This is a genomic window from Nonomuraea sp. B10E15 (genome assembly GCF_039871615.1).
Taxonomy (GTDB): Bacteria; Actinomycetota; Actinomycetes; order Streptosporangiales; family Streptosporangiaceae; genus Nonomuraea.
In genome coordinates, this window is sequence record NZ_JBDPMB010000001.1 from 1,959,424 (window position 1) to 1,977,557 (window position 18,134).

An 18,134-nucleotide genomic window follows, 5' to 3' on the forward strand; every position below is an offset into this window, starting at 1 on the left:
GACCCCGTGTTCGTCGACATCAACGACAACCCGCTCAACGTCGAGATCCTCGGCGACGGCGAGCAGACGATCATCGCCCACCACGGCGCCCCGGGCCTCGGCTCGCTCGCCGAGCCCCGGGCCAGCTTCGGGCGGCTCGCCGACGAGTACCGCGTCGTCGTGTTCGACGCCAGGGGCTCGGGCACGAGCGGCCAGGCCGGCCCGTTCACCCACGAGCAGTGGGTCGCCGACGTCGAAGGCCTGCGCCGCTGGCTCGGCGCCGAGCAGGTGATCGTCGCCGGCGGTTCGTACGGCGGCTTCATCGCCATGGAGTACGCCGCCCGCCACCCCGACCGGGTGAGCGCCGTCGTGCTCCGCGACACCTCGGCCGACAACGCCAACCAGGAGCTCGCCACCCGCAACGCCGCCGCCTCGTCCCGGGTGAGCATCGACCAGGCCAAGCTCGACCGGATCATGTCCGGCACCGTGCGCGACGACGACGACCTGCGCGACTGCTGGCGGGAGATCCTGCCGCTCTACGACCACGACTACGATCCGGCCAAGGTGGAGCAGCGGGTGGCCGCCACGCCGTACCACTATCAGACGCACAACTACGCGTTCGCCGTGAACCAGCCCGCCTACGACATCAAGCATCTCCTGCCCGGCATCACCGCCCCTGCCCTGATCACCGTCGGCAGGCACGACTGGATCACCCCGGTCGAGTGCAGCGAGACCATCGCCGCCCTCATCCCCGACGCCGAGCTGCGCGTCTTCGAGCGATCGGGGCACTCGCCGCAGGTCGAGGAGGCCGAACTGTGGGAGGCGACCGTCCGCGGGTTCCTCCGCAAGGTGCGCGAACGGTCCTGAACGCGCGATGATGCCCCCGATGGATGATCTCGACGACCTCGACCGCAAGATCCTCGCCGCGCTGCACGTGAACGGCAGGGCCAGCTGGACCGACATCGCCCAGCTGCTCGGCATCTCCACCACCACGGTGGCGCGGCGGGCCCAGCAGCTGTTCGCGGCTGGGCTGGCCCGCGTGGCCGTGCTGCCGCACCTGGAGTGCGACGGTCCTGTCAACACCTTCATCGTCCGGCTCACCTGCGCGCCCGGCAGCCAGTTGCGGGTCGCCGGGCTGCTCGCGGCCAACCCCGACGTCCGCTACGTCACCATCGTCACCGGTGGCTACGACATCGTCTTCGAGCTGGTCGCGCCCAAGGACCGCGACCTCTACTCGATGCTGGTCGAATTCGTGCACGCCATCCCCGGCGCCCAGCAGAGCAGCGCCGACCTGGTGCTGCACACGTACAAGGTCAGCTACGACTGGAGCGTCCCCGTGCTGGGGGAGCAGGCGGCGTCGTTCGCGGTGCCGCCGCGCGCCCGGACGTGCGGGCGCTGCCACCTCGACGACGTCGACCGCGAGGTGCTGGCCGCGATGCGGGAGGACGGGCGGGCCAGCTTCCAGTCGGTCGGGCGGCGCCTGGGCATCAGCGAGAGCACCGCCAGGCGGCGGCTGGAGAGCCTGCTGGAATGCGGCTGCGCCATGGTGACCACGTTCATTCCGGCCGCCGCGCTCGGCTACGAGGCCGAGATCCTCTTCTGGCTGTCGGTCGAGCCCAGCCTGCAGGACAGCGTGGCCGAACGGCTGTCCGGCGAGCGCGGCGTGCGGATGATCGCCTCCATGCTGGGGCAGGCCTCGCTCGTGTGCGAGGTGATCGTCCCGACCACCGCCGACATCCACCGCTTCACCTCCCGCACGCTGGCCTCGATCCCCGGCATCCACTCCTGGACGGCCGGCGTGCAGGTGCTGACCGTCAAGCGCGGCTTCCTCATGGTGCCGTGGGCGGAAGACCGCATCGCCGCCGCCCTGACCGCCTAGCGGGTGTAGCGGTGCTTGGCGCCCGGCGGGAAATACTCCGGATCGCCCGACTCGCGAAGGCGGATGAACGGCGGCTGCCGCGCGGCGGGCACGTAGTGGGCGAACTCGCTGTTCAGCCGGAGCAACTGCGCCAGGATCGACTCGCCCGCCGCCCGGGCGATCTCCTCCGATGGCTTCTCGCCCGGCATCAGCTCCACCGTCACCGTGAGATGCCGGTCGCGGTCGGCGTCCTCGCTCGCCTCCAGCACGAACTTGCCCGTCACCCGGCCGCTGATCGCGGGCTGCTCCAGGCCGATCGCGATGTTCTCAGGGAAGACGTTGGCGCCGTAGTAGGAGACGGTGAAGTGGCTGCGGCCGAACACGTACACGAACGGGCGCTCGGGGCCGCGCGCGGCCGGCTCGAAGCCGTGCCTGCGGACGAAGGCCAGCATCTCGTCGTACGCGACCAGCCCGCCCTCGTCGGCGATGTGGTAGCGGATCAGCGGGACCCCGTTGTCGCCCGAGAACAGCAGCGTGCCCTGGTGCTCCTCGAAGAACCGGACCTCGGGGTCGTACTGGACGAGGGTCGGCAGCCGCGACTCGCGGAAGAGCTCCCTGGCGGCGTCGGGACGGGCGGACAGGAACCGGCGGATCTCGACCGACAGCGGGGTCTCGTTGCCCAGCACGCCCGCGTCGGCGGTGCCGTAGAGGGAGGCGATGCCGCGTACCGGGTCCTCGATCCCCGCCCGACCGGCGACCAGCGCGCGCCACTCCTCGCTGAACACCTCGCCCGCCGTGACCAGCCTGACGTTCCAGCGGTGCCACGGAAGGTCCTCGGTGTCGATGACGTTCTTGAGGAACGGCGGGTAGCCGAGCAGCACGACCTGGTCGAAGTGGGGGGCGAGCTCCGGCAGGACGCGCAGGATCTCCCTCCGGTCGGTCCCTGGGGCGACCACGGTGATCGGGTAGCCGCGCGCGGCCAGCTGGCGGCAGCAGTCGACCGTGAACAGGCCGCCCACCCAGGTGCCGAGGGCGAAGCAGACGACGGCCAGCGTGCGGCGTTCATGGGCGGCGAACGAGTTTCTGAAGACCTCCTCGAAGCGGGCGGCGATCACCTGCTCGTCGGCCGCCGACCTCGGCCAGAACGACGGCTCGCCGGTGGAACCGGACGACACCGCCACGATGTCCCCGATCACGCCGTCCCTGCACAGGTCAGGGAGGGGATGGCGACGCGTGTAGGTCTCCTTGGTCGTCATCGGCAGCCGCGCGAAGTCCTGAGACGTACGGATCTTCCCGGGATCGATGGAGTTCTCCGCCAGAAAGGCGCGATAGGCGGGAACGCTCGCCGCCACCTGCTGGAAGAGCGCAACCGGGTCCATCAGCCGACTCTACGGCGAACCCGCCCCCAACGAAACGCCCACACCCGGTGCCTACCCGGTGGTGGCCGCCGTGAGCGTCTCATTCGCCGGGGCGGACCAGCCCCGTCTCGTAGGCGAAGACGATCGCCTGGGCCCGGTCGCGCAGCCCGAGCTTCATCAGCACCCGCCCCACATGCGTCTTGACCGTCTGCTCGGCCACGAACAGCTTGGCGGCGATCTCCTGGTTGGACAGTGCCTGGGCGACCAGGGCGAGCACCTCCGTCTCCCGCTCGGTCAGCTCGTCGAGCCGCCGCCCGCCCGGCACCGGCCGTGGACCGCCGAGCCGGGCGAACTCGCGGATGAGCCGCTTGGTGATCGACGGGGCGATGAGCGCCTCCCCACCCGCCACCACCCGCACCGCCTCCGCGAGCTGCGCGGCCGAGGCGTCCTTGAGCAGGAACCCGCTGGCTCCCGCCCGCAACGCTTCGTAGACGTAGTCGTCGAGGTCGAACGTCGTCAGGATGAGCACCTTCGTCGACTCCTGGCGGGCGAGGATCTCCCTGGTGGCCTCGAGACCGTTCATGACCGGCATGCGCACGTCCATGAGCACCACGTCGGGATCGAGCTCGGCGGCCCGATCCACGGCCTCCCGCCCGTCGGCCGCCTCGCCGGCGACCTCGATGTCCGGCTGGCCGCTCAGGAACACGGTGAACCCCGTGCGCACCATCCCCTGGTCGTCGGCGATCAGAACCCGGATCAAGCGTTCTCCCTCGTCACGATCGGCAGCACTGCGCGTACCTCGAAGCCTCCACCGGACACGGGCCCGGCGTCGAGCGAGCCCCCGAGCAACGCCGCCCGTTCCCGCATCCCCACGAGCCCTTGCCCCGCACCGCGCGCCGCGTCCTGGCCTGGCCCGCGAGCGGCCCCGCCGCCCGCCCGACGTGCCCCGTTGCGGGAAGCCTCGTGCGGGACGTCGGCAGGGACATCAGCAGGGACATCAGCAGGGACATCAGCAGGGGCGCCGGAGCCGCCGGTGCCCGCGGCGCCGCCGGGGCCGCTGCCCGGACCGTTGGCCACGCACAACCGCAACTCGTTCCCGTCGCGGGTGATGTCCACCGCGACGGGCGCTCCCGGCGCGTGCCGCATCACGTTGCTCAGCGACTCCTGCACGATCCGGTACGCCGACAGCTCAACGGCGGGCGGGAGCCCGTCGATCGGGCCCGACCGCTTGACGAGCACGGCCAGCCCGGCGGCGCGGGCGTTGGAGAACAGCTCGTCGATCCGGTCGAGCCCCGGCTGGGGCGCGGTGTCGGTGCGGCCGTCCTGGTCGCGCAGCACGCCGAGGACCTGGCGCAGCTCCGCGATCGCCTCCAGCGACAACCCGCGGATCTCGGCCAGGCCCGCCTCCAGCTGCACCGGGTCGCCGGCCGCCTTGAGCGGCACCGCCTCCGCCTGGATCGCGATCACCGACATGTGGTGCGCGACCACGTCGTGCAGCTCGCGGGCGATGCGGGTGCGCTCGGCCAGCACGGCCTTGGCGCTCTCGGCGACCTGGGAGCGGAGCTCCTCGACCACGAGCTTGGCCGTGGCCGAGCGCCTGACTCGTACGTTGTAGCCGAACAGCACCGCGACGGCCGTGACGACCGATACGAGCGGCATCGAGTTGGGGTCGGCGATCCAGGCGGTGAGGACCGTGAGGATCCAGACGACCCAGGTGATCTGCCGGTCGCAGCGCACGGCCACGGAGTAGAGGACCAGCAGGTAGGCCACGATCACGGGGGGCGCGTAGGGGATGGCTCCTGGCGGCCCGGCCGTCTTGGCCACCCAGAGGACGAGAGGCATCGACACGAAGGCGACCCGCCACGCGGCCAGCGGCCACCGGTCGCGCAGCACCACGGGCAACGCGACCGCCACAGCGGTGAGGTAGGTGAGCTGCTCGCCGACCGGCAGCCGGGCCCGGAGACTCCAGTCGTTCACCATGGACTGGGTCACCCCGAACAGGGCGAAGGCCAGCGCCAGCTCGGCCAGCTGGAGGAGGTTGACCGTCCTCAGCGGCACGAGCACCGCCAGCCAGCGCGGCACGGTGAAGACCAGGCGGCGGGGGGACGGTGGCGGGTCGGCGTCACCCTGCCACAGGGCTCGCGCGAAGGGCCGCACCAGCCTCAGCGCCACATCGCTCGCCGGCCCGTCGCTCCACCGTGGCGAGTCACCCTTGACGTGCTCGTCGCCGGGCGCGGCGCGCGGACCTGTCACGGACGGGGCGCCAGGAGCTCCGCCGGGCCCTGCCACGGGCTCCGTCGTGGGCTCTGTCGTGGGCTCTGTCGTGGGCTCTGTCGTGGGTTCCGTCGTGGGTTCCGTCGCGAACGTCGAAGGCATCGTCGCGGGCATCGTCGCGGGTTCCGTCGCTGGTCCGGCGCCGGTCGTGCGGTCGGCTGCCTCGCCGGAGGCCGCGCGGGAACGGCCGGGACGCCGGCGGGCGAGGTCGCGGGCGCGTCGGACGGAGATCACCTGGTCAAGCTTACGGTCGGGTCGTCGTCGGCCGCGTCACACCAGGGGTTGATCCCGCTGTCGCCCTCAGGTATCCGATTACATGCTTACGATCGCCGTGAGCGAACATCGGCAAGGAAGGGAACAATCCGAGGCTCCGATGAATTGAGTCGGATGTACTCAACCCTTTGGAGTTCGCATGAGTGAGAGCTTGATCCTTCCGGTCCTGCCGCTCGACGACGAGGTCGTCCTGCCGGGCATGGTGGTTCCGCTGGACCTGTCCGACTCCGACGTGCGCGCTGCCATAGACGCGGCCCGTGCATCCGGTGGCAACAAGCCGCGGGTCCTCCTCGTTCCCCGCATCGACGGCCGTTACGGCGCCATCGGCGTGCGCGCGGTGGTCGAGCAGGTCGGGAGGCTTCCGGGCGGCGAGCCCGCAGCCGTGGTGCGCGGCGTCGACCGCGTCCGCGTGGGCACCGGCACGACAGGCCCCGGCGCCGCGTTGTGGGTCGAGGCCGACACGATCGACGCCGTCGCCGCCGGCGAGCGCGCCCAGGAGCTGGCCAGGGAGTACAAAGCGCTGGCCACGACGATCCTGCAGAAGCGCGGGGCCTGGCAGGTGGTCGACCAGGTCAACCAGATCGACGACCCCTCGGTGCTGGCCGACAGCTCCGGCTACACCCCCTGGCTGAGCAGGGCGCAGAAGGTCGAGCTGCTCGAGGCCGCCGATCCCGCCGACCGGCTGGCCAAGCTGGTCGAGTGGTCGCGCGAGCACCTCGCCGAGCTCGACGTCGCCGAGACGATCCGCAAGGACGTCCAGGAGGGCATGGAGAAGCAGCAGCGCGAGTTTTTGCTGCGCCAGCAGCTCGACGCGGTGCGGAAGGAGCTGAAGGAGCTCAACGGCGACTCCGAGACCGAGGAGGAGGACTACCGCGCCCGCGTCGAGGCGGCCGACCTGCCGGAGAAGGTGCGCGAGGCCGCGGTCAAGGAGGTCGACAAGCTGGAGCGGACGCCCGACCAGTCCCCGGAGACCGGCTGGATCCGCACGTGGCTCGACACGATCCTCGACATCCCGTGGAACGACCGCACCGAGGACACCTACGACATCGCAGGCGCACGGGCCGTGCTCGACACCGACCACACGGGCCTGTCCGACGTGAAGGACCGCATCATCGAGCACCTGGCCGTGCGCAAGCGCCGCCAGGACAAGGGTCTCGGCGTGGTGGGCGGCCGCCGCAGCGGCGCTGTGCTCGCGCTGGCCGGTCCTCCCGGAGTCGGCAAGACCTCGCTGGGCGAGTCCGTGGCCCGGGCGATGGGGCGCAAGTTCGTCCGCGTCGCGCTCGGCGGCGTGCGTGACGAGGCGGAGATCCGCGGTCACCGGCGCACCTACGTCGGCGCGCTGCCCGGCCGCATCGTCCGCGCGATCCGCGAGGCCGGCTCGATGAACCCCGTCGTCCTGCTCGACGAGGTCGACAAGGTCGGCGCCGACTACCGCGGCGACCCCACGGCCGCCCTGCTCGAGGTGCTCGACCCGGCCCAGAACCACACGTTCCGCGACCACTACCTCGAAGTCGAGCTCGACCTGTCCGACGTGCTGTTCCTGGCCACGGCCAACGTCCTGGAGGCCATCCCCGGGCCGCTGCTGGACCGGATGGAGGTCGTCACGCTCGACGGCTACACCGAGGACGAGAAGGTCGCGATCGCCCGCGACCACCTGCTGCCCAGGCAGCTGGAGCTGGCCGGGCTGACCGCCGAGGAGGTCACGGTCGAGGAGGCGGCGCTGCGCAGGCTGGCCGCCGAATACACCCGCGAGGCCGGCGTGCGCTCCCTGGAGCGGTCGGTCGCGAGGATCCTGCGCAAGGTGACCGCCAAGGACGAGCTGCCCGTCACGGTCGGCGAGGACGACCTGGTCGGCTACATCGGGCGGCCGAGGTTCGTGCCGGAGTCGTCACTGCCCGAGTCCCGCCAGCGCACCTCGGTGCCGGGTGTGGCCACCGGCCTGGCGGTCACCGGCGCCGGCGGCGACGTGCTCTACGTGGAGGCGTCGATGGCCGACCCGGAGACCGGCGAGACCGGCCTCACGCTGACCGGCCAGCTGGGCGACGTGATGAAGGAGTCGGCCCGGATCGCGCTGTCCTACCTGCGCTCGCACGGCGCGGAGCTGGAGCTGCCGGTCACCGCGCTGAAGGACCGTTCGGTCCACGTGCACTTCCCCGCGGGTGCCGTCCCCAAGGACGGCCCCTCGGCCGGTGTGACGCTGACGACCGCGCTGGCCTCGCTCCTGTCGGGGCGGCTCGTCCGCGGTGACGTGGCCATGACCGGCGAGATCTCGCTGACGGGGCGGGTGCTGCCGATCGGCGGCGTCAAGCAGAAGCTGCTGGCCGCGCACCGCGCGGGCATCACCACCGTCCTCATCCCGGCCCGTAACGAGCCGGACCTGGACGACGTGCCCGAGGAGGTCCGCGACGAGCTGACCATCCACGCGGTCAGCGACGTGCGCGAGGTCCTGGATCTCGCGCTCACCCCGGCTCAGGTCGCCTCCTCCGTGGCGGCCTGACCCCCACCGCCCGCCGTATCCGAACATGTCCGGGTACGGCGGGCGGCGTGTCTGCGCCCGTTCGGCGGCGGGATGTCGTACCCGGCCCTGGCCGGGGAGTGTCAGTCCCGGCCGTGTGAGCCGTCCGTCACCAGCAGGGCCTCCAGCTGCGTCAGGAGCGAGACCGCGCGTTCGGCGTCCTCCCCGTCCGGTACGGCCCGGCGTACCACCTCCGCCACGGGTGTGGTGGCCCGGCGGAACAACGCCTGCACGGTGGTGTCGGGGACGCGCACCCGGGTGCGCCGGCCGTCGTCCGGGTCGGGTTCGGTGGCCAGCAGGTCGCGCTCGCGCATCCGGGCGACCGAGGCCGACACGTGGCTCTGGGCGAATCCCGTGCGGGCGTGGATCTCGCCGACCGTGCTCCCCGGATGGCGCAGGACGTCCTCGAAGACCGCCTCCTCCCCGGGGGTGAACATCGGCTCTCCCTCGTCGCCCGTCGACATCGACAGCTCCACCAGCCGCCGCCCCAGCCTGCGCAGTCTCGCGGTGTTCATGACCATGGCAGGACATTACATCGCTACCGATGCATCTCCAGCGATATAAATCGCGAAGTGACACGAATCACGCGCCGACCGGGGAATGGGGGCATCTCGCCGCGTCGTTAGCAACCGCGTGAACGAGGCATACGCGAACGACCAGGGCGCCCGCCGGGGCGCCTCGTGTTGTCGCATGCGTATGGGGCGAATGCCGGCCCGTTAGAGCACCCCGTCCGCCCGTTCTCCTCGAACGTCCTCATGATCACACCAGGTTTCGTGCTGCGCAGGCTGAGCCACCTGCCCTTCCACCCGGGCATGCGCTGAACGCCGGCCACCTGCTGTTCGATCCTGTACGTTTCCGCGGCCCCGACGACGGCCGCCCTCAGTGGTGGGGATGATCCGTGATCCAGGCTTCAGGCCTGCGCAAACACTATGGCGAGACCGTCGCCCTGGACGGTGTCGACCTGCACGTGCGCGAAGGCGAGATCCACGGCGTGCTCGGCCAGAGCGGCGCGGGCAAGAGCACGCTGCTGCGCTGCGTCAACCTGCTCGAACGCCCCACCGCGGGCACCGTCACGGTCGCGGGCCAGGATCTGACCGCGCTCGGCGACGGCGAGCTGAACCGGGCCAGGCAGCGCATCGGCATGATCCACCAGCACTTCGCGCTGCTCTCCTCGCGCACGGTCGCCGGCAACGTCGCCTTCCCGCTGGAGGTCATGGGCGTGCCGCGGGCCGAGCGCCGGCGCAGGGTCGCCGAACTGCTGGCCCTCGTGGGGCTGGACGGGCGCGGCAAGGACCGCCCCCACCAGCTCTCCGGGGGGCAGAAGCAGCGGGTCGGCATCGCGAGGGCGCTGGCGGGAAACCCGTCGGTGCTGCTGTCGGACGAGGCCACCTCCGCCCTCGACCCGGCCACCACCCAGTCGATCCTCGCCCTGCTCAAGCGGCTCAACACCGAGCTGGGCCTGACGATCCTGCTCATCACTCACGAGATGGACGTCGTCAAGACGGTCTGCGACTCCGTCGCCATCATGTCGGAGGGACGCATCGAGGAGTCGGGGGCCGTCGCCGACCTCATCAGGACGCCGGGTTCCCGCCTGACCAGGGAGATCTTCCCGCTGCCCGAGCCCGCCCGGCCCGGCGTGGTGACGCTGACGTTCACCGGTGACCCGGGCCGGCCGGTCGTGTCGGAGGTCGTGCGGAAGTTCGACGTGGACGTCAGCATCCTGGGCGGCTCGATCGAGGAACTGGCGAGCGGATCGGCCGGGCGGCTGCGCGTCGCGCTCGACGGAGCCGAGACCGGTGCGGCGCTGGCGTACCTGCGTGACTGCGGGCTGATCGTCGAGGTCGCGGGGGAGACCCGGGAAGGCAGGGCCGCATGACCTGGGAGGAGATGCTGCCCCTGCTGTGGCCGGCGACGGTGGAGACGGCGCAGATGGTCGGCTGGTCGACGTTGTTCACCGTGCTGTTCGGGCTGCCGCTCGGCGTGGCGCTCGTGGTGTTCGACCGCGGCGGGCTCCGGCCGATGCCGGCGCTGAAGCAGGCGCTCGGGTTCGTGGTCAACATCGGGCGCTCGCTGCCGTTCATCGTGCTGATGATCGCGATCATCCCGTTCACCCGCCTCGTCGTCGGCACCACGATCGGCACCGCCGCCGTGGTGGTGCCGCTCACGGTCGGTGCGGTGCCGTTCTTCGCGCGGCTGGTCGAGACGGCCCTCAGGGAAGTCGGTACGGACGTCGTCCAGGCCGCCCAGGCCATGGGCGCCGGCCGCGCGGCGATCGTGCGCAAGGTGCTGCTGCCCGAGGCGCTGCCCGGACTCGTGGCGGGCCTGACCGTGACCGTGGTCGCGCTCATCGGCTACTCCGCCATGGCCGGCACGATCGGCGGCGGCGGGCTGGGCGACCTGGCCATCCGGTACGGCTACCAGCGGTTCGAGACGCTGGTGATGATCGTCACCGTCGTGGTGCTCATCGTGATCGTGCAACTCCTGCAGAGCCTGGGCGACTGGGTCGCCAGGCGCCTATCGCACAAGTAAGGAAAGAATCATGAAATTTGGTCGCATTGTGGGTGCGGTTGCGCTGGCGTTGTCGCTCGCCGCATGCGGTACGTCGCAGTCCGCCACGAAGGAAGCCGAGTCGGCCGACAGCGTGCTCAAGATCGGCGCCAGCCCGGTGCCGCACGCCGAGATCCTCGGCTTCGTCAAGGAGAACCTGGCCCCGGCCGCCGGCCTCAAGCTGGAGGTCGTGGAGTTCACCGACTACGTGCAGCCGAACACGCAGCTCGACGAGGGCCTGCTGACCGCGAACTACTTCCAGCACAAGCCGTACCTCGACGACTTCAACTCCTCCAAGGGCACCGAGCTGGCCTTCGCCGCGCCGGTCCACCTGGAGCCGCTCGGCCTGTACTCGAAGAAGATCACCGAGCCGCAGGCGCTGCCGGCGGGCGCCACGGTCGCCGTCCCGAACGACGCCACCAACCTGGGCCGCGCGCTCAAGCTGCTGGCCGACCACGGCATGGTCAAGCTGAGGGACGGCGCGGGCACCGCCGCCACCGAGCGCGACGTGACGGAGAACCCGAAGAACCTGCGCTTCCAGCCGCTGGAGGCGGCGCAGCTCCCGCGCTCGCTGGAGGACGTCGACGCCGCGGTGATCAACGGCAACTACGCGATCGAGGCCGGGCTCAAGCCCGCGTCGCAGGCGCTGGTGCTGGAGAAGGGCGAGGGCAACCCGTACGTCAACGGCCTGGTCGTGCGGGCGGGCCACGAGAAGGACGCGAGCATCGTGACCCTCGGCAAGCTGCTGCGGGACCAGCGGGTCAAGGATTTCATCCAGCAGAAGTACGCCGGCTCGGTGATTCCCGCAGAATGATATCGAGAACGCGTGTGACGGCCGGGAATAACGGGTGATCAATGCCATTGCGGTGGCAAGTCATTTGTAAGCGGCGCGCAATCCGCCGGGCGTATTAAAACAGGGTCAGCAAAACCTCTCCCGAGGAGGCCCAAGTGCGATTCGTCTCGCGAATCATGCTCGGCGTCGTCGCCGCCCTTCTGGTGGCGCTCATCGCTCCTGCCGCCGCGAACGCGACGGCAGGCGGCACGGCATCCGAAACCCGCTCCTACTACGTGAGCTGGGGACCTTATGACTCCACCGACCACAAGGCCGAGGCATCCGGCCACGTGGCGGTCGACAAGAAGCGCGTCAAGCACTGGTACGTGAAGTGGGTGCCGGTGAAGAAGCGGGTGTGCTGGGAGGACCGTAAGGGCCACAAGCACTGCAAGTGGGTCGTGAAGAAAATCAAGAAGCACGTGTGGCAGTGGCGGTACGACCACTCCTACACCGTGCGCAGCACCCTCTCCAACCACAAATGGTGGGGCCAGAACAAGTGCGCGTGGGAAACGTTCAAGGTTGTGCGTGAGGACGGTTCCTCGTATGTCGAGCGGTTCCGCAACTGCGACAGGCACCCGAGGCGCTTCTCCTTCCACGCCACGGACGTCGACCACATCTACGTGGACGTGAGCAGGGGCGGCCGTCACCACCCGGCCGGCCACCACAGCGGCTGGCAGGACGTCTTCCACGCGGGCGCCTGACACGGCGGCGTAGGAGCCGCGGCCTCGACGACGGGGCCGCGGCTTCACCATGCCGGAGGAAGCCCGCGAATCGGGTTATGGCGGGAGGGCAGGCGACCGAATACTGTTCTGTTCATGTATCCGGGAGCCATCGCAGCAGCCACCCCAGACAAGCCCGCTGTGATCATGGCGGGCTCCGGGAAGGTCGTCACCTACCGCGAGCTGGACGAGGAGTCGAACCGGCTGGCCCACCTGTTCCGCGCGGCGGGACTGCGGCCGGGCGACCACATCGCCTTCATGCTCGCCAACCATCCGCTCTTCCTGGCCATCGCCTGGGCCGCACACCGCTCGGGCCTGTCCTACACGCCCGTCAGCTCGCGGCTGCAGGCCGACGAGCTGGCCTACATCGTCGGCAACTGCGGCGCCCGCGTCTTCATCTCGAGCGCCGACCTGGCCGGCGTCGCCACCTCGATCGTCGACGCCACGCCGGGCGTCGAGCTGCGGCTCATGCTCGACGGCGTGGCCGACGGCTTCGCGTCGTACGAGGAGGCGGTCGCGAAGCAGCCGGTCACCCCGATCGCCGACGAGTGCCTCGGGGCGGACATGCTCTACTCCTCCGGCACCACGGGGCGGCCGAAGGGTGTCAAGACGGCCTCCACGCACGGCCCGCTCACCGAGCCCGGGATGTTGTTCAAGCTCATCGAGGCCCTCTTCGCGCCGTCGTCCGGCAGCGTCTACCTCTCGCCGGCGCCGCTCTACCACGCCGCGCCGCTGCGCTACTCCCTGACGTTCCAGCGGCTCGGCGCGACGGTGGTGGTGATGGAGCGCTTCGACCCCGAGCAGTACCTGGCGCTGGTGGAGAAGTACGGGGTGACGCACTCGCAGCTCGTGCCGACGATGTTCATCAAGATGCTCAAGCTCCCGCCAGAAACCCGCGCAGAATACGATATTTCCTCGCTCAAGTATGCGATCCACGCCGCCGCCCCCTGTCCCATCCCCATCAAGGAACAGATGATCGACTGGTGGGGCCCGATCATCCACGAGTACTACGCGGGCACCGAGGGCAACGGCTTCCTCTACGTCGACTCCGAGAACTGGCTCCGGCGCAAGGGCACCGTCGGCCGCTCCCTGCTCGGCATCGTGCACATCTGCGACGAGGACGGCAACGACCTGCCGCCGGGCGAGCACGGCACGATCTACTTCGAGAACGGCGGCCGCTTCGAGTATCACGGCGACCCCGGAAAGACCCGCGCGGCGCAGGACCCGCGGGGGAGGGGCTGGACGACCCTGGGGGACATCGGCTACCTGGACGCCGACGGCTTCCTGTACCTCACCGACCGCCGCTCGTACATGATCATCTCGGGCGGGGTGAACATCTACCCGCAGGAGGCCGAGAACGTGCTGTCGGTGCATCCGAAGGTCGCCGACGTGGCGGTGTTCGGCGTGCCGGACGAGGAGATGGGGGAGCAGGTCAAGGCGGTGGTCGAGCCGGCGTCCATGGCCGAGGCGGGCCCAGGGCTGGAGGCGGAGCTGATCGCGTACTGCCGCGAGCGCCTCGCGCACTACAAGTGTCCCAAATCGGTCGACTTCCGCGAGGAGCTGCCCCGCCACCCGACGGGCAAGCTCTACAAGCGCCTGCTGCGGGACGAGTACTGGCCGGCGCGAACGTAAAAGTTCGGCCACGGTCGGAAAGCGCCGGCGGCGGCCGCGAGCAGGGCGGGGCCGCCGTCCGCGAAAAATTTCTGACCACGATCTCGCTCCCTGCGACCGGCCCTTGACCAGCGGTGATAAACGACATGTCAAAGCGCCCCGACGCGGCCGATCACGACCTTAAACGGCTCTTACGCGTGACTTGGCACTCTTGAGTCATCGGGACTTGAGGGAGATGGACGAATGGACGCGAACGAGCCTCGCGAGCAGAGCACCGGCGGGTGGAGCCAGTTCGGGGCCACCCCGCCGTCCGCCGGGGGCTTTCCCCGGCGCGACACGATCAGGATGGAGCAGCCGCCGCCCCCGCCGCCCGCGCCGCCGAAGAAGCCGGGTTTCTCCGCCGGCAGGAAGGCGATCGCCGGGCTGGCACTGGCCGCGGTGGCCGTCGGCGGCGGCGTCGTGGGCGCCGCCGTGGCCACCTCGTTCCAGCCCGAGCCGGTCGCCAGCACCGGAACGCCGAGCCCCGTCTTCAAGCCCGCCGCCGACCAGCTGACCGTCGCCGACGTCGCGGCGAAGGTGCAGCCGACCGTGGTGATGATCAAGGGCCAGACCCGTGAGGGCTCGGGAGTCGTGCTGTCGGAGGACGGCCTCATCCTCACCAACAACCACGTGGTGGAGCCCGGCGGCGGGCAGATGACCGTCAAGTTCAGCGACGGAAAGACGGCCAAGGCCACCGCCGTCGGCACCGATCCCGCCACCGACCTCGCGGTCATCCGCGCGGAAGGGGTCTCGGGGCTGCCCAAGGCCACGCTCGGCGACAGCGACAAGCTCAAGGTGGGCGACGCCGTGCTCGCCATCGGCAGCCCTCTCGGCCTGGCCGGGTCGGTCACGGCGGGCATCGTCAGCGCGCTGGACCGTACGCTGACCACCGGCGACGAGCCGCGCCAGCAACTCCCGCCGAGCTGGCCCCAGCAGCAGGAGAGCAGCGGCACCACGATCGGCGGGGCGATCCAGACCGACGCCTCGATCAACCCGGGCAACTCCGGCGGCGCGCTGGTGAACGCCGCGGGCGAGCTGGTCGGCATCAACACCGCGATCGCCTCCGAGGCGGCCGGCGGCGGCGTCGGCTTCGCCATCCCGGTCAACACCGCCAAGCAGGTGTCCGAGCAGCTCATCACCAGTGGCAAGGTCACCCACGCCTTCCTCGGCGTGAGCGTCACCGACGCCACCGGCGACGTGCCGGGCGCCCTGGTCCGGCAGGTCACGGCGGGCAGCCCGGCGGAGAAGGCCGGTCTGCGGGAGGGCGACCTCATCACCAAGATCGCCGGCAAGGCGGTTGACGGCGGAGATACTGTGGTGGGACAGGTCAGAGGTTTCAAACCCGGCCAAGAGGTCAAGATCACATATATGAGGGACGGCAAGGCCGGCGAGGTCACCGTCACCCTCGAAGAGAAAAAATAACAAGGACCCCCTCATGGACGGGTGTGCCGTTGAGATCGCTGCGGACTCGGCGGCACACCCCCCATATCAGGAGAATCGGCGGCCCTCGTCGCGGCGGTAGGCCCATCCGGCGGCCACCGCCGCGGCCACGGTCCACACGGCCAGCATGACCACCGAGACCAGGTCAGGGCTGGAGCCCGCCGTCACCGCCCACAGCAGCTCGGCCGCGCCCCTCATCGGCGTGTACGGCGAGACGACCCCGATGAAGTCGGGCAGGTAGGCCGGTGGCACCAGCAGCCCGCCGAGGATCGCGAGCGGGAAGAACAGCAGCTGCGACACCGCGATCACGGCCTTCGACGGCAGCACGTAGCCGAGGAACAATCCCATCAGCATGAACGGGATCCCGCAGGCGACCAGCACGCCCAGCCCGGCCAGCAGCCTGAGCGGCGTGATCGTCGCCTCCGTCAGGAACGCCGCCACCAGCAGCACGGGCACCACCGAGGCGAGCATGACGGCCAGCGTCGACACCATCCGCCCGGCGAAGCGCGGGAACGGGCCCGCGGGAAGCGTGCGCAGGTAGGCGTTCCACGGTTGCTCGCGGTCCGTGGCGACGGCGATGCTCAGCCCGATCAGCGCGCCGGACGTCGCGCCGAAGAACATCATCGACGCTGATGCCATCGTGGCCGCCTGGGCGTGGTCGCCCGCCATCGGCACCACGAACGCCACCATGGAGATGGCCGGGAACAGCGCGCTGGCCAGGAGCCCGATGGGCACCCTGATCTGCTCGGTCATGAGATAGCGGGTGTGCGCGGCGACCATGCTAGACATGCGCGGCCTCCTTCGAGGTGATGGCGAGGAACGCCTCTTCGAGCGTGGTGGGCTTGATCTCGAGACCGGTGAACGGCGTGCCGCCCGTCACGAGCTCGACGACCAGCCGGTCGGGGTCGGTGGTCACCAGGCTGACCCGGCCGTCGCCGTCGCGCTCGGCGCCGAGCACACCCGGCAGCCGCGCCACGTAGGGCAGGTCGGCGGTGAAGGAGACGCGCCGCACCCCCACGATGTCGCGTACGGACTCCATCGTGTCGTCGGCCAGCACGCGCCCGTGGCCCACCACGACGACCCGCCTGGCCAGAGCCTCGATCTCCTCGATGTAATGGCTGGTGACGAGCACGGTGCCGCCCTCGTCGTGGAAGGAGGCGATGCCGTCCCACAGGGAGCGCCTGGCCTCGACGTCGAGCCCGGTCGTCGGCTCGTCGAGGAAGACCAGCTCGGGGTTGCCGGTGAAGGCCAGCGCCACGGCCAGGCGCCGCTTCTGGCCGCCGGACAGGCCGCCGACCTGCCGCTTGACCAGGTCGCTCAGGCCGAAGCGGGACAGCAGCTCGTCCTTGTCGCAGGGCTCGGGGAAGTGCGCCGAGACGAAGTCGACGATCTCCCCGACACGTGACGTCTCGGGCAGCCCCGTCTCCTGCGGGGTCACGCCGATGCGGCGCCGCACGGGCGGGTCCTGCGGCGAGCCGCCGAACAGCGTGATCGTGCCGGAGGACGGGCGGCGCAGCCCCACGAACAGGTTGATGAGGGTGGACTTGCCGGCGCCGTTGGGGCCGAGCAGCCCGACCAGCTCGCCCGCGCGGATGTCGAGCGAGACGCGGTCGAGCGCGAGCACGTCTCCGTAGCGGCGGGTGACCTCGGCCGCCTGGGCGAGGACGGTCATGTAACGCCTCCAGCGTTGTCGAGCAGGGCGCGAATCGCCTTGGTGTATTCCTCGAAGGCCAGCCGCCCGCGTCTGGTCAGCGCCACGAACGTGACGGGCGTGCGGCCCTTGTGCGTCTTGGTGATCCGCACGTATCCGGCCTCCTCCAGCTTCGTCAGGTGCACCGACAGGTTGCCGGCGGTCATGCCGAGCAGCTCCTTCATGGAGCCGAAGGCCATCTCGTCGCCGTCGGCGAGCACGTTGAGCGCGGCGACCACCCGCAGCCTGGCCTGCGCGTGGATCACCGGGTCGAGATCGGGCAGTGCCTTGTCTCCGCTCACCTCTCGCGCCGCCGCAGCCAGACGCCCGCCACGATGAATCCGCCCCCGAGCAGCACGGCCGTCAGCAGGGCGTGCCAGCCCGCGCCGAGCAGCACGCCCAGCGCGTTGACGGCGGCGACCCAGGCCCCGACGAAGAACATCGGCCAGTTGAGCCAGATCGCGCCGCCGGCCATGTGCAGCACCGCCACCACCAGCAGCGACGTGCCCGCCCAGAGCAGGCCGGTCTCGTCGGGCGGCAGCAGGGGGCCAAGCCTGGAACAGATGACGACCATGAGCAGCATGCCCGCCATCCACGCGTAGCCGAACATCGCGCCGCGGGCCGAGCTCTCGCCCCGGACGAGGCTGTTCATCCGCACGATGCCGAACGCCGCGATCGCGCCCGCCACCATCTGCGCGGCCATCAGCACCGCCAGCGCCTGCATCTGGGAGATCGGCGCGTACGCCCGCTCGTCGAGCCCGTAGTGCAGGAAGAACGCGGTGAAGCCGATCAGCCAGGCCACGCCCCAGGGCATGTAGAGCAGCAGCGGGTCGCCGGAGAGCCATTTCGTGGTGGCGGTGCGCTGCTCCTCGATGACGCGGAGCATCTCCTCGGGGCTCGGCGCCCGGTCATCGTCTACCAATGCAAACTCCTCGATGTCGCAAACTGGTTTGTAGCTTAAACCAGATTGCCATGCCAACTCCACCCCGGGGAGCGGGC

17 protein-coding genes are annotated in these 18,134 nt (G+C 70.4%); 9 read left to right on the forward strand and 8 right to left on the reverse strand.

The window, feature by feature from the left end; translation table 11 throughout:
* The first annotated feature begins 6 nt into the window (after nucleotides 1–6).
* Nucleotides 7–846: an alpha/beta hydrolase gene (locus tag ABGB14_RS08940; protein WP_347643051.1), complete on the forward strand. Its 840-nt coding sequence runs from the start codon at nucleotides 7–9 to the stop codon at nucleotides 844–846.
* A 19-nt stretch (nucleotides 847–865) separates the two neighbouring features.
* Nucleotides 866–1,858, forward strand: a complete 993-nt coding sequence (locus ABGB14_RS08945) for an Lrp/AsnC family transcriptional regulator (protein ID WP_347643052.1) — start codon at nucleotides 866–868, stop codon at nucleotides 1,856–1,858.
* Here ABGB14_RS08945 and ABGB14_RS08950 read toward each other — a convergent pair.
* The 3 genes from ABGB14_RS08950 to ABGB14_RS08960 form a co-directional block, all read right to left on the reverse strand.
* Complete coding sequence (locus tag ABGB14_RS08950) at nucleotides 1,855–3,216, reverse strand: phenylacetate--CoA ligase family protein (RefSeq protein WP_347643053.1); 1,362 nt, start codon at nucleotides 3,214–3,216, stop codon at nucleotides 1,855–1,857. The two genes, ABGB14_RS08945 and ABGB14_RS08950, sit on opposite strands and share 4 nt — an antisense overlap.
* Before the next feature lie 79 nt (nucleotides 3,217–3,295).
* Nucleotides 3,296–3,955: a response regulator transcription factor gene (locus tag ABGB14_RS08955; RefSeq protein ID WP_347643054.1), complete on the reverse strand. Its 660-nt coding sequence runs from the start codon at nucleotides 3,953–3,955 to the stop codon at nucleotides 3,296–3,298.
* Nucleotides 3,952–5,448, reverse strand: a complete 1,497-nt coding sequence (locus ABGB14_RS08960) for a histidine kinase (RefSeq protein ID WP_347643055.1) — start codon at nucleotides 5,446–5,448, stop codon at nucleotides 3,952–3,954. The genes ABGB14_RS08955 and ABGB14_RS08960 overlap by 4 nt, the downstream gene beginning before the upstream one ends.
* A gap of 433 nt (nucleotides 5,449–5,881) precedes the next feature.
* Between ABGB14_RS08960 and lon the strand changes: the two genes are divergently transcribed.
* Nucleotides 5,882–8,239: an endopeptidase La gene (lon, locus tag ABGB14_RS08965; RefSeq protein ID WP_347643056.1), complete on the forward strand. Its 2,358-nt coding sequence runs from the start codon at nucleotides 5,882–5,884 to the stop codon at nucleotides 8,237–8,239.
* A 101-nt stretch (nucleotides 8,240–8,340) separates the two neighbouring features.
* On the opposite strand, the gene ABGB14_RS08970 is transcribed toward lon, so the two are convergent.
* The gene (locus tag ABGB14_RS08970; protein WP_347643057.1) at nucleotides 8,341–8,778 is read right to left on the reverse strand and encodes a helix-turn-helix domain-containing protein; all 438 of its coding nucleotides are present in this window, start codon (nucleotides 8,776–8,778) and stop codon (nucleotides 8,341–8,343) included.
* 377 nt (nucleotides 8,779–9,155) lie between these two features.
* Between ABGB14_RS08970 and ABGB14_RS08975 the strand changes: the two genes are divergently transcribed.
* From ABGB14_RS08975 to ABGB14_RS09000, 6 genes are all read left to right on the forward strand, one after another.
* Nucleotides 9,156–10,133, forward strand: a complete 978-nt coding sequence (locus tag ABGB14_RS08975) for an ATP-binding cassette domain-containing protein (protein ID WP_347643058.1) — start codon at nucleotides 9,156–9,158, stop codon at nucleotides 10,131–10,133.
* Nucleotides 10,130–10,786 (forward strand): methionine ABC transporter permease, encoded by a 657-nt coding sequence (locus ABGB14_RS08980; RefSeq protein ID WP_347643059.1) that lies wholly within the window; start codon nucleotides 10,130–10,132, stop codon nucleotides 10,784–10,786. The genes ABGB14_RS08975 and ABGB14_RS08980 overlap by 4 nt, the downstream gene beginning before the upstream one ends.
* A gap of 10 nt (nucleotides 10,787–10,796) precedes the next feature.
* Entirely contained in the window at nucleotides 10,797–11,618 is an 822-nt protein-coding gene (locus ABGB14_RS08985) for a MetQ/NlpA family ABC transporter substrate-binding protein (protein WP_347643060.1), read from the forward strand.
* Between the two features lie 134 nt (nucleotides 11,619–11,752).
* A complete protein-coding gene (locus tag ABGB14_RS08990) occupies nucleotides 11,753–12,337 on the forward strand; it encodes a hypothetical protein (RefSeq protein WP_347643061.1) in 585 nt (194 codons plus the stop codon).
* A gap of 114 nt (nucleotides 12,338–12,451) precedes the next feature.
* The gene (locus ABGB14_RS08995) at nucleotides 12,452–13,987 is read left to right on the forward strand and encodes an AMP-binding protein (protein WP_347643062.1); all 1,536 of its coding nucleotides are present in this window, start codon (nucleotides 12,452–12,454) and stop codon (nucleotides 13,985–13,987) included.
* A 222-nt stretch (nucleotides 13,988–14,209) separates the two neighbouring features.
* Complete coding sequence (locus ABGB14_RS09000) at nucleotides 14,210–15,427, forward strand: trypsin-like peptidase domain-containing protein (RefSeq protein WP_347643063.1); 1,218 nt, start codon at nucleotides 14,210–14,212, stop codon at nucleotides 15,425–15,427.
* 66 nt (nucleotides 15,428–15,493) lie between these two features.
* On the opposite strand, the gene ABGB14_RS09005 is transcribed toward ABGB14_RS09000, so the two are convergent.
* The 4 genes from ABGB14_RS09005 to ABGB14_RS09020 are packed head-to-tail and all read right to left on the reverse strand — an operon-like array spanning nucleotide 15,494 to nucleotide 18,057.
* Entirely contained in the window at nucleotides 15,494–16,234 is a 741-nt protein-coding gene (locus ABGB14_RS09005; RefSeq protein WP_347643064.1) for an ABC transporter permease, read from the reverse strand.
* Nucleotides 16,227–17,117 carry an ABC transporter ATP-binding protein gene (locus ABGB14_RS09010; protein ID WP_347643065.1) on the reverse strand — a complete coding sequence of 297 codons (891 nt, stop codon included), beginning with the start codon at nucleotides 17,115–17,117 and terminating at the stop codon, nucleotides 16,227–16,229. The genes ABGB14_RS09005 and ABGB14_RS09010 overlap by 8 nt, the downstream gene beginning before the upstream one ends.
* Nucleotides 17,114–17,437 carry a transcriptional regulator gene (locus ABGB14_RS09015; RefSeq protein WP_347643066.1) on the reverse strand — a complete coding sequence of 108 codons (324 nt, stop codon included), beginning with the start codon at nucleotides 17,435–17,437 and terminating at the stop codon, nucleotides 17,114–17,116. Before ABGB14_RS09015 ends, ABGB14_RS09010 begins: the two co-directional genes overlap by 4 nt.
* Nucleotides 17,434–18,057 carry a hypothetical protein gene (locus ABGB14_RS09020; protein ID WP_347643067.1) on the reverse strand — a complete coding sequence of 208 codons (624 nt, stop codon included), beginning with the start codon at nucleotides 18,055–18,057 and terminating at the stop codon, nucleotides 17,434–17,436. The genes ABGB14_RS09015 and ABGB14_RS09020 overlap by 4 nt, the downstream gene beginning before the upstream one ends.
* Nucleotides 18,058–18,134: the final 77 nt, after the last annotated feature.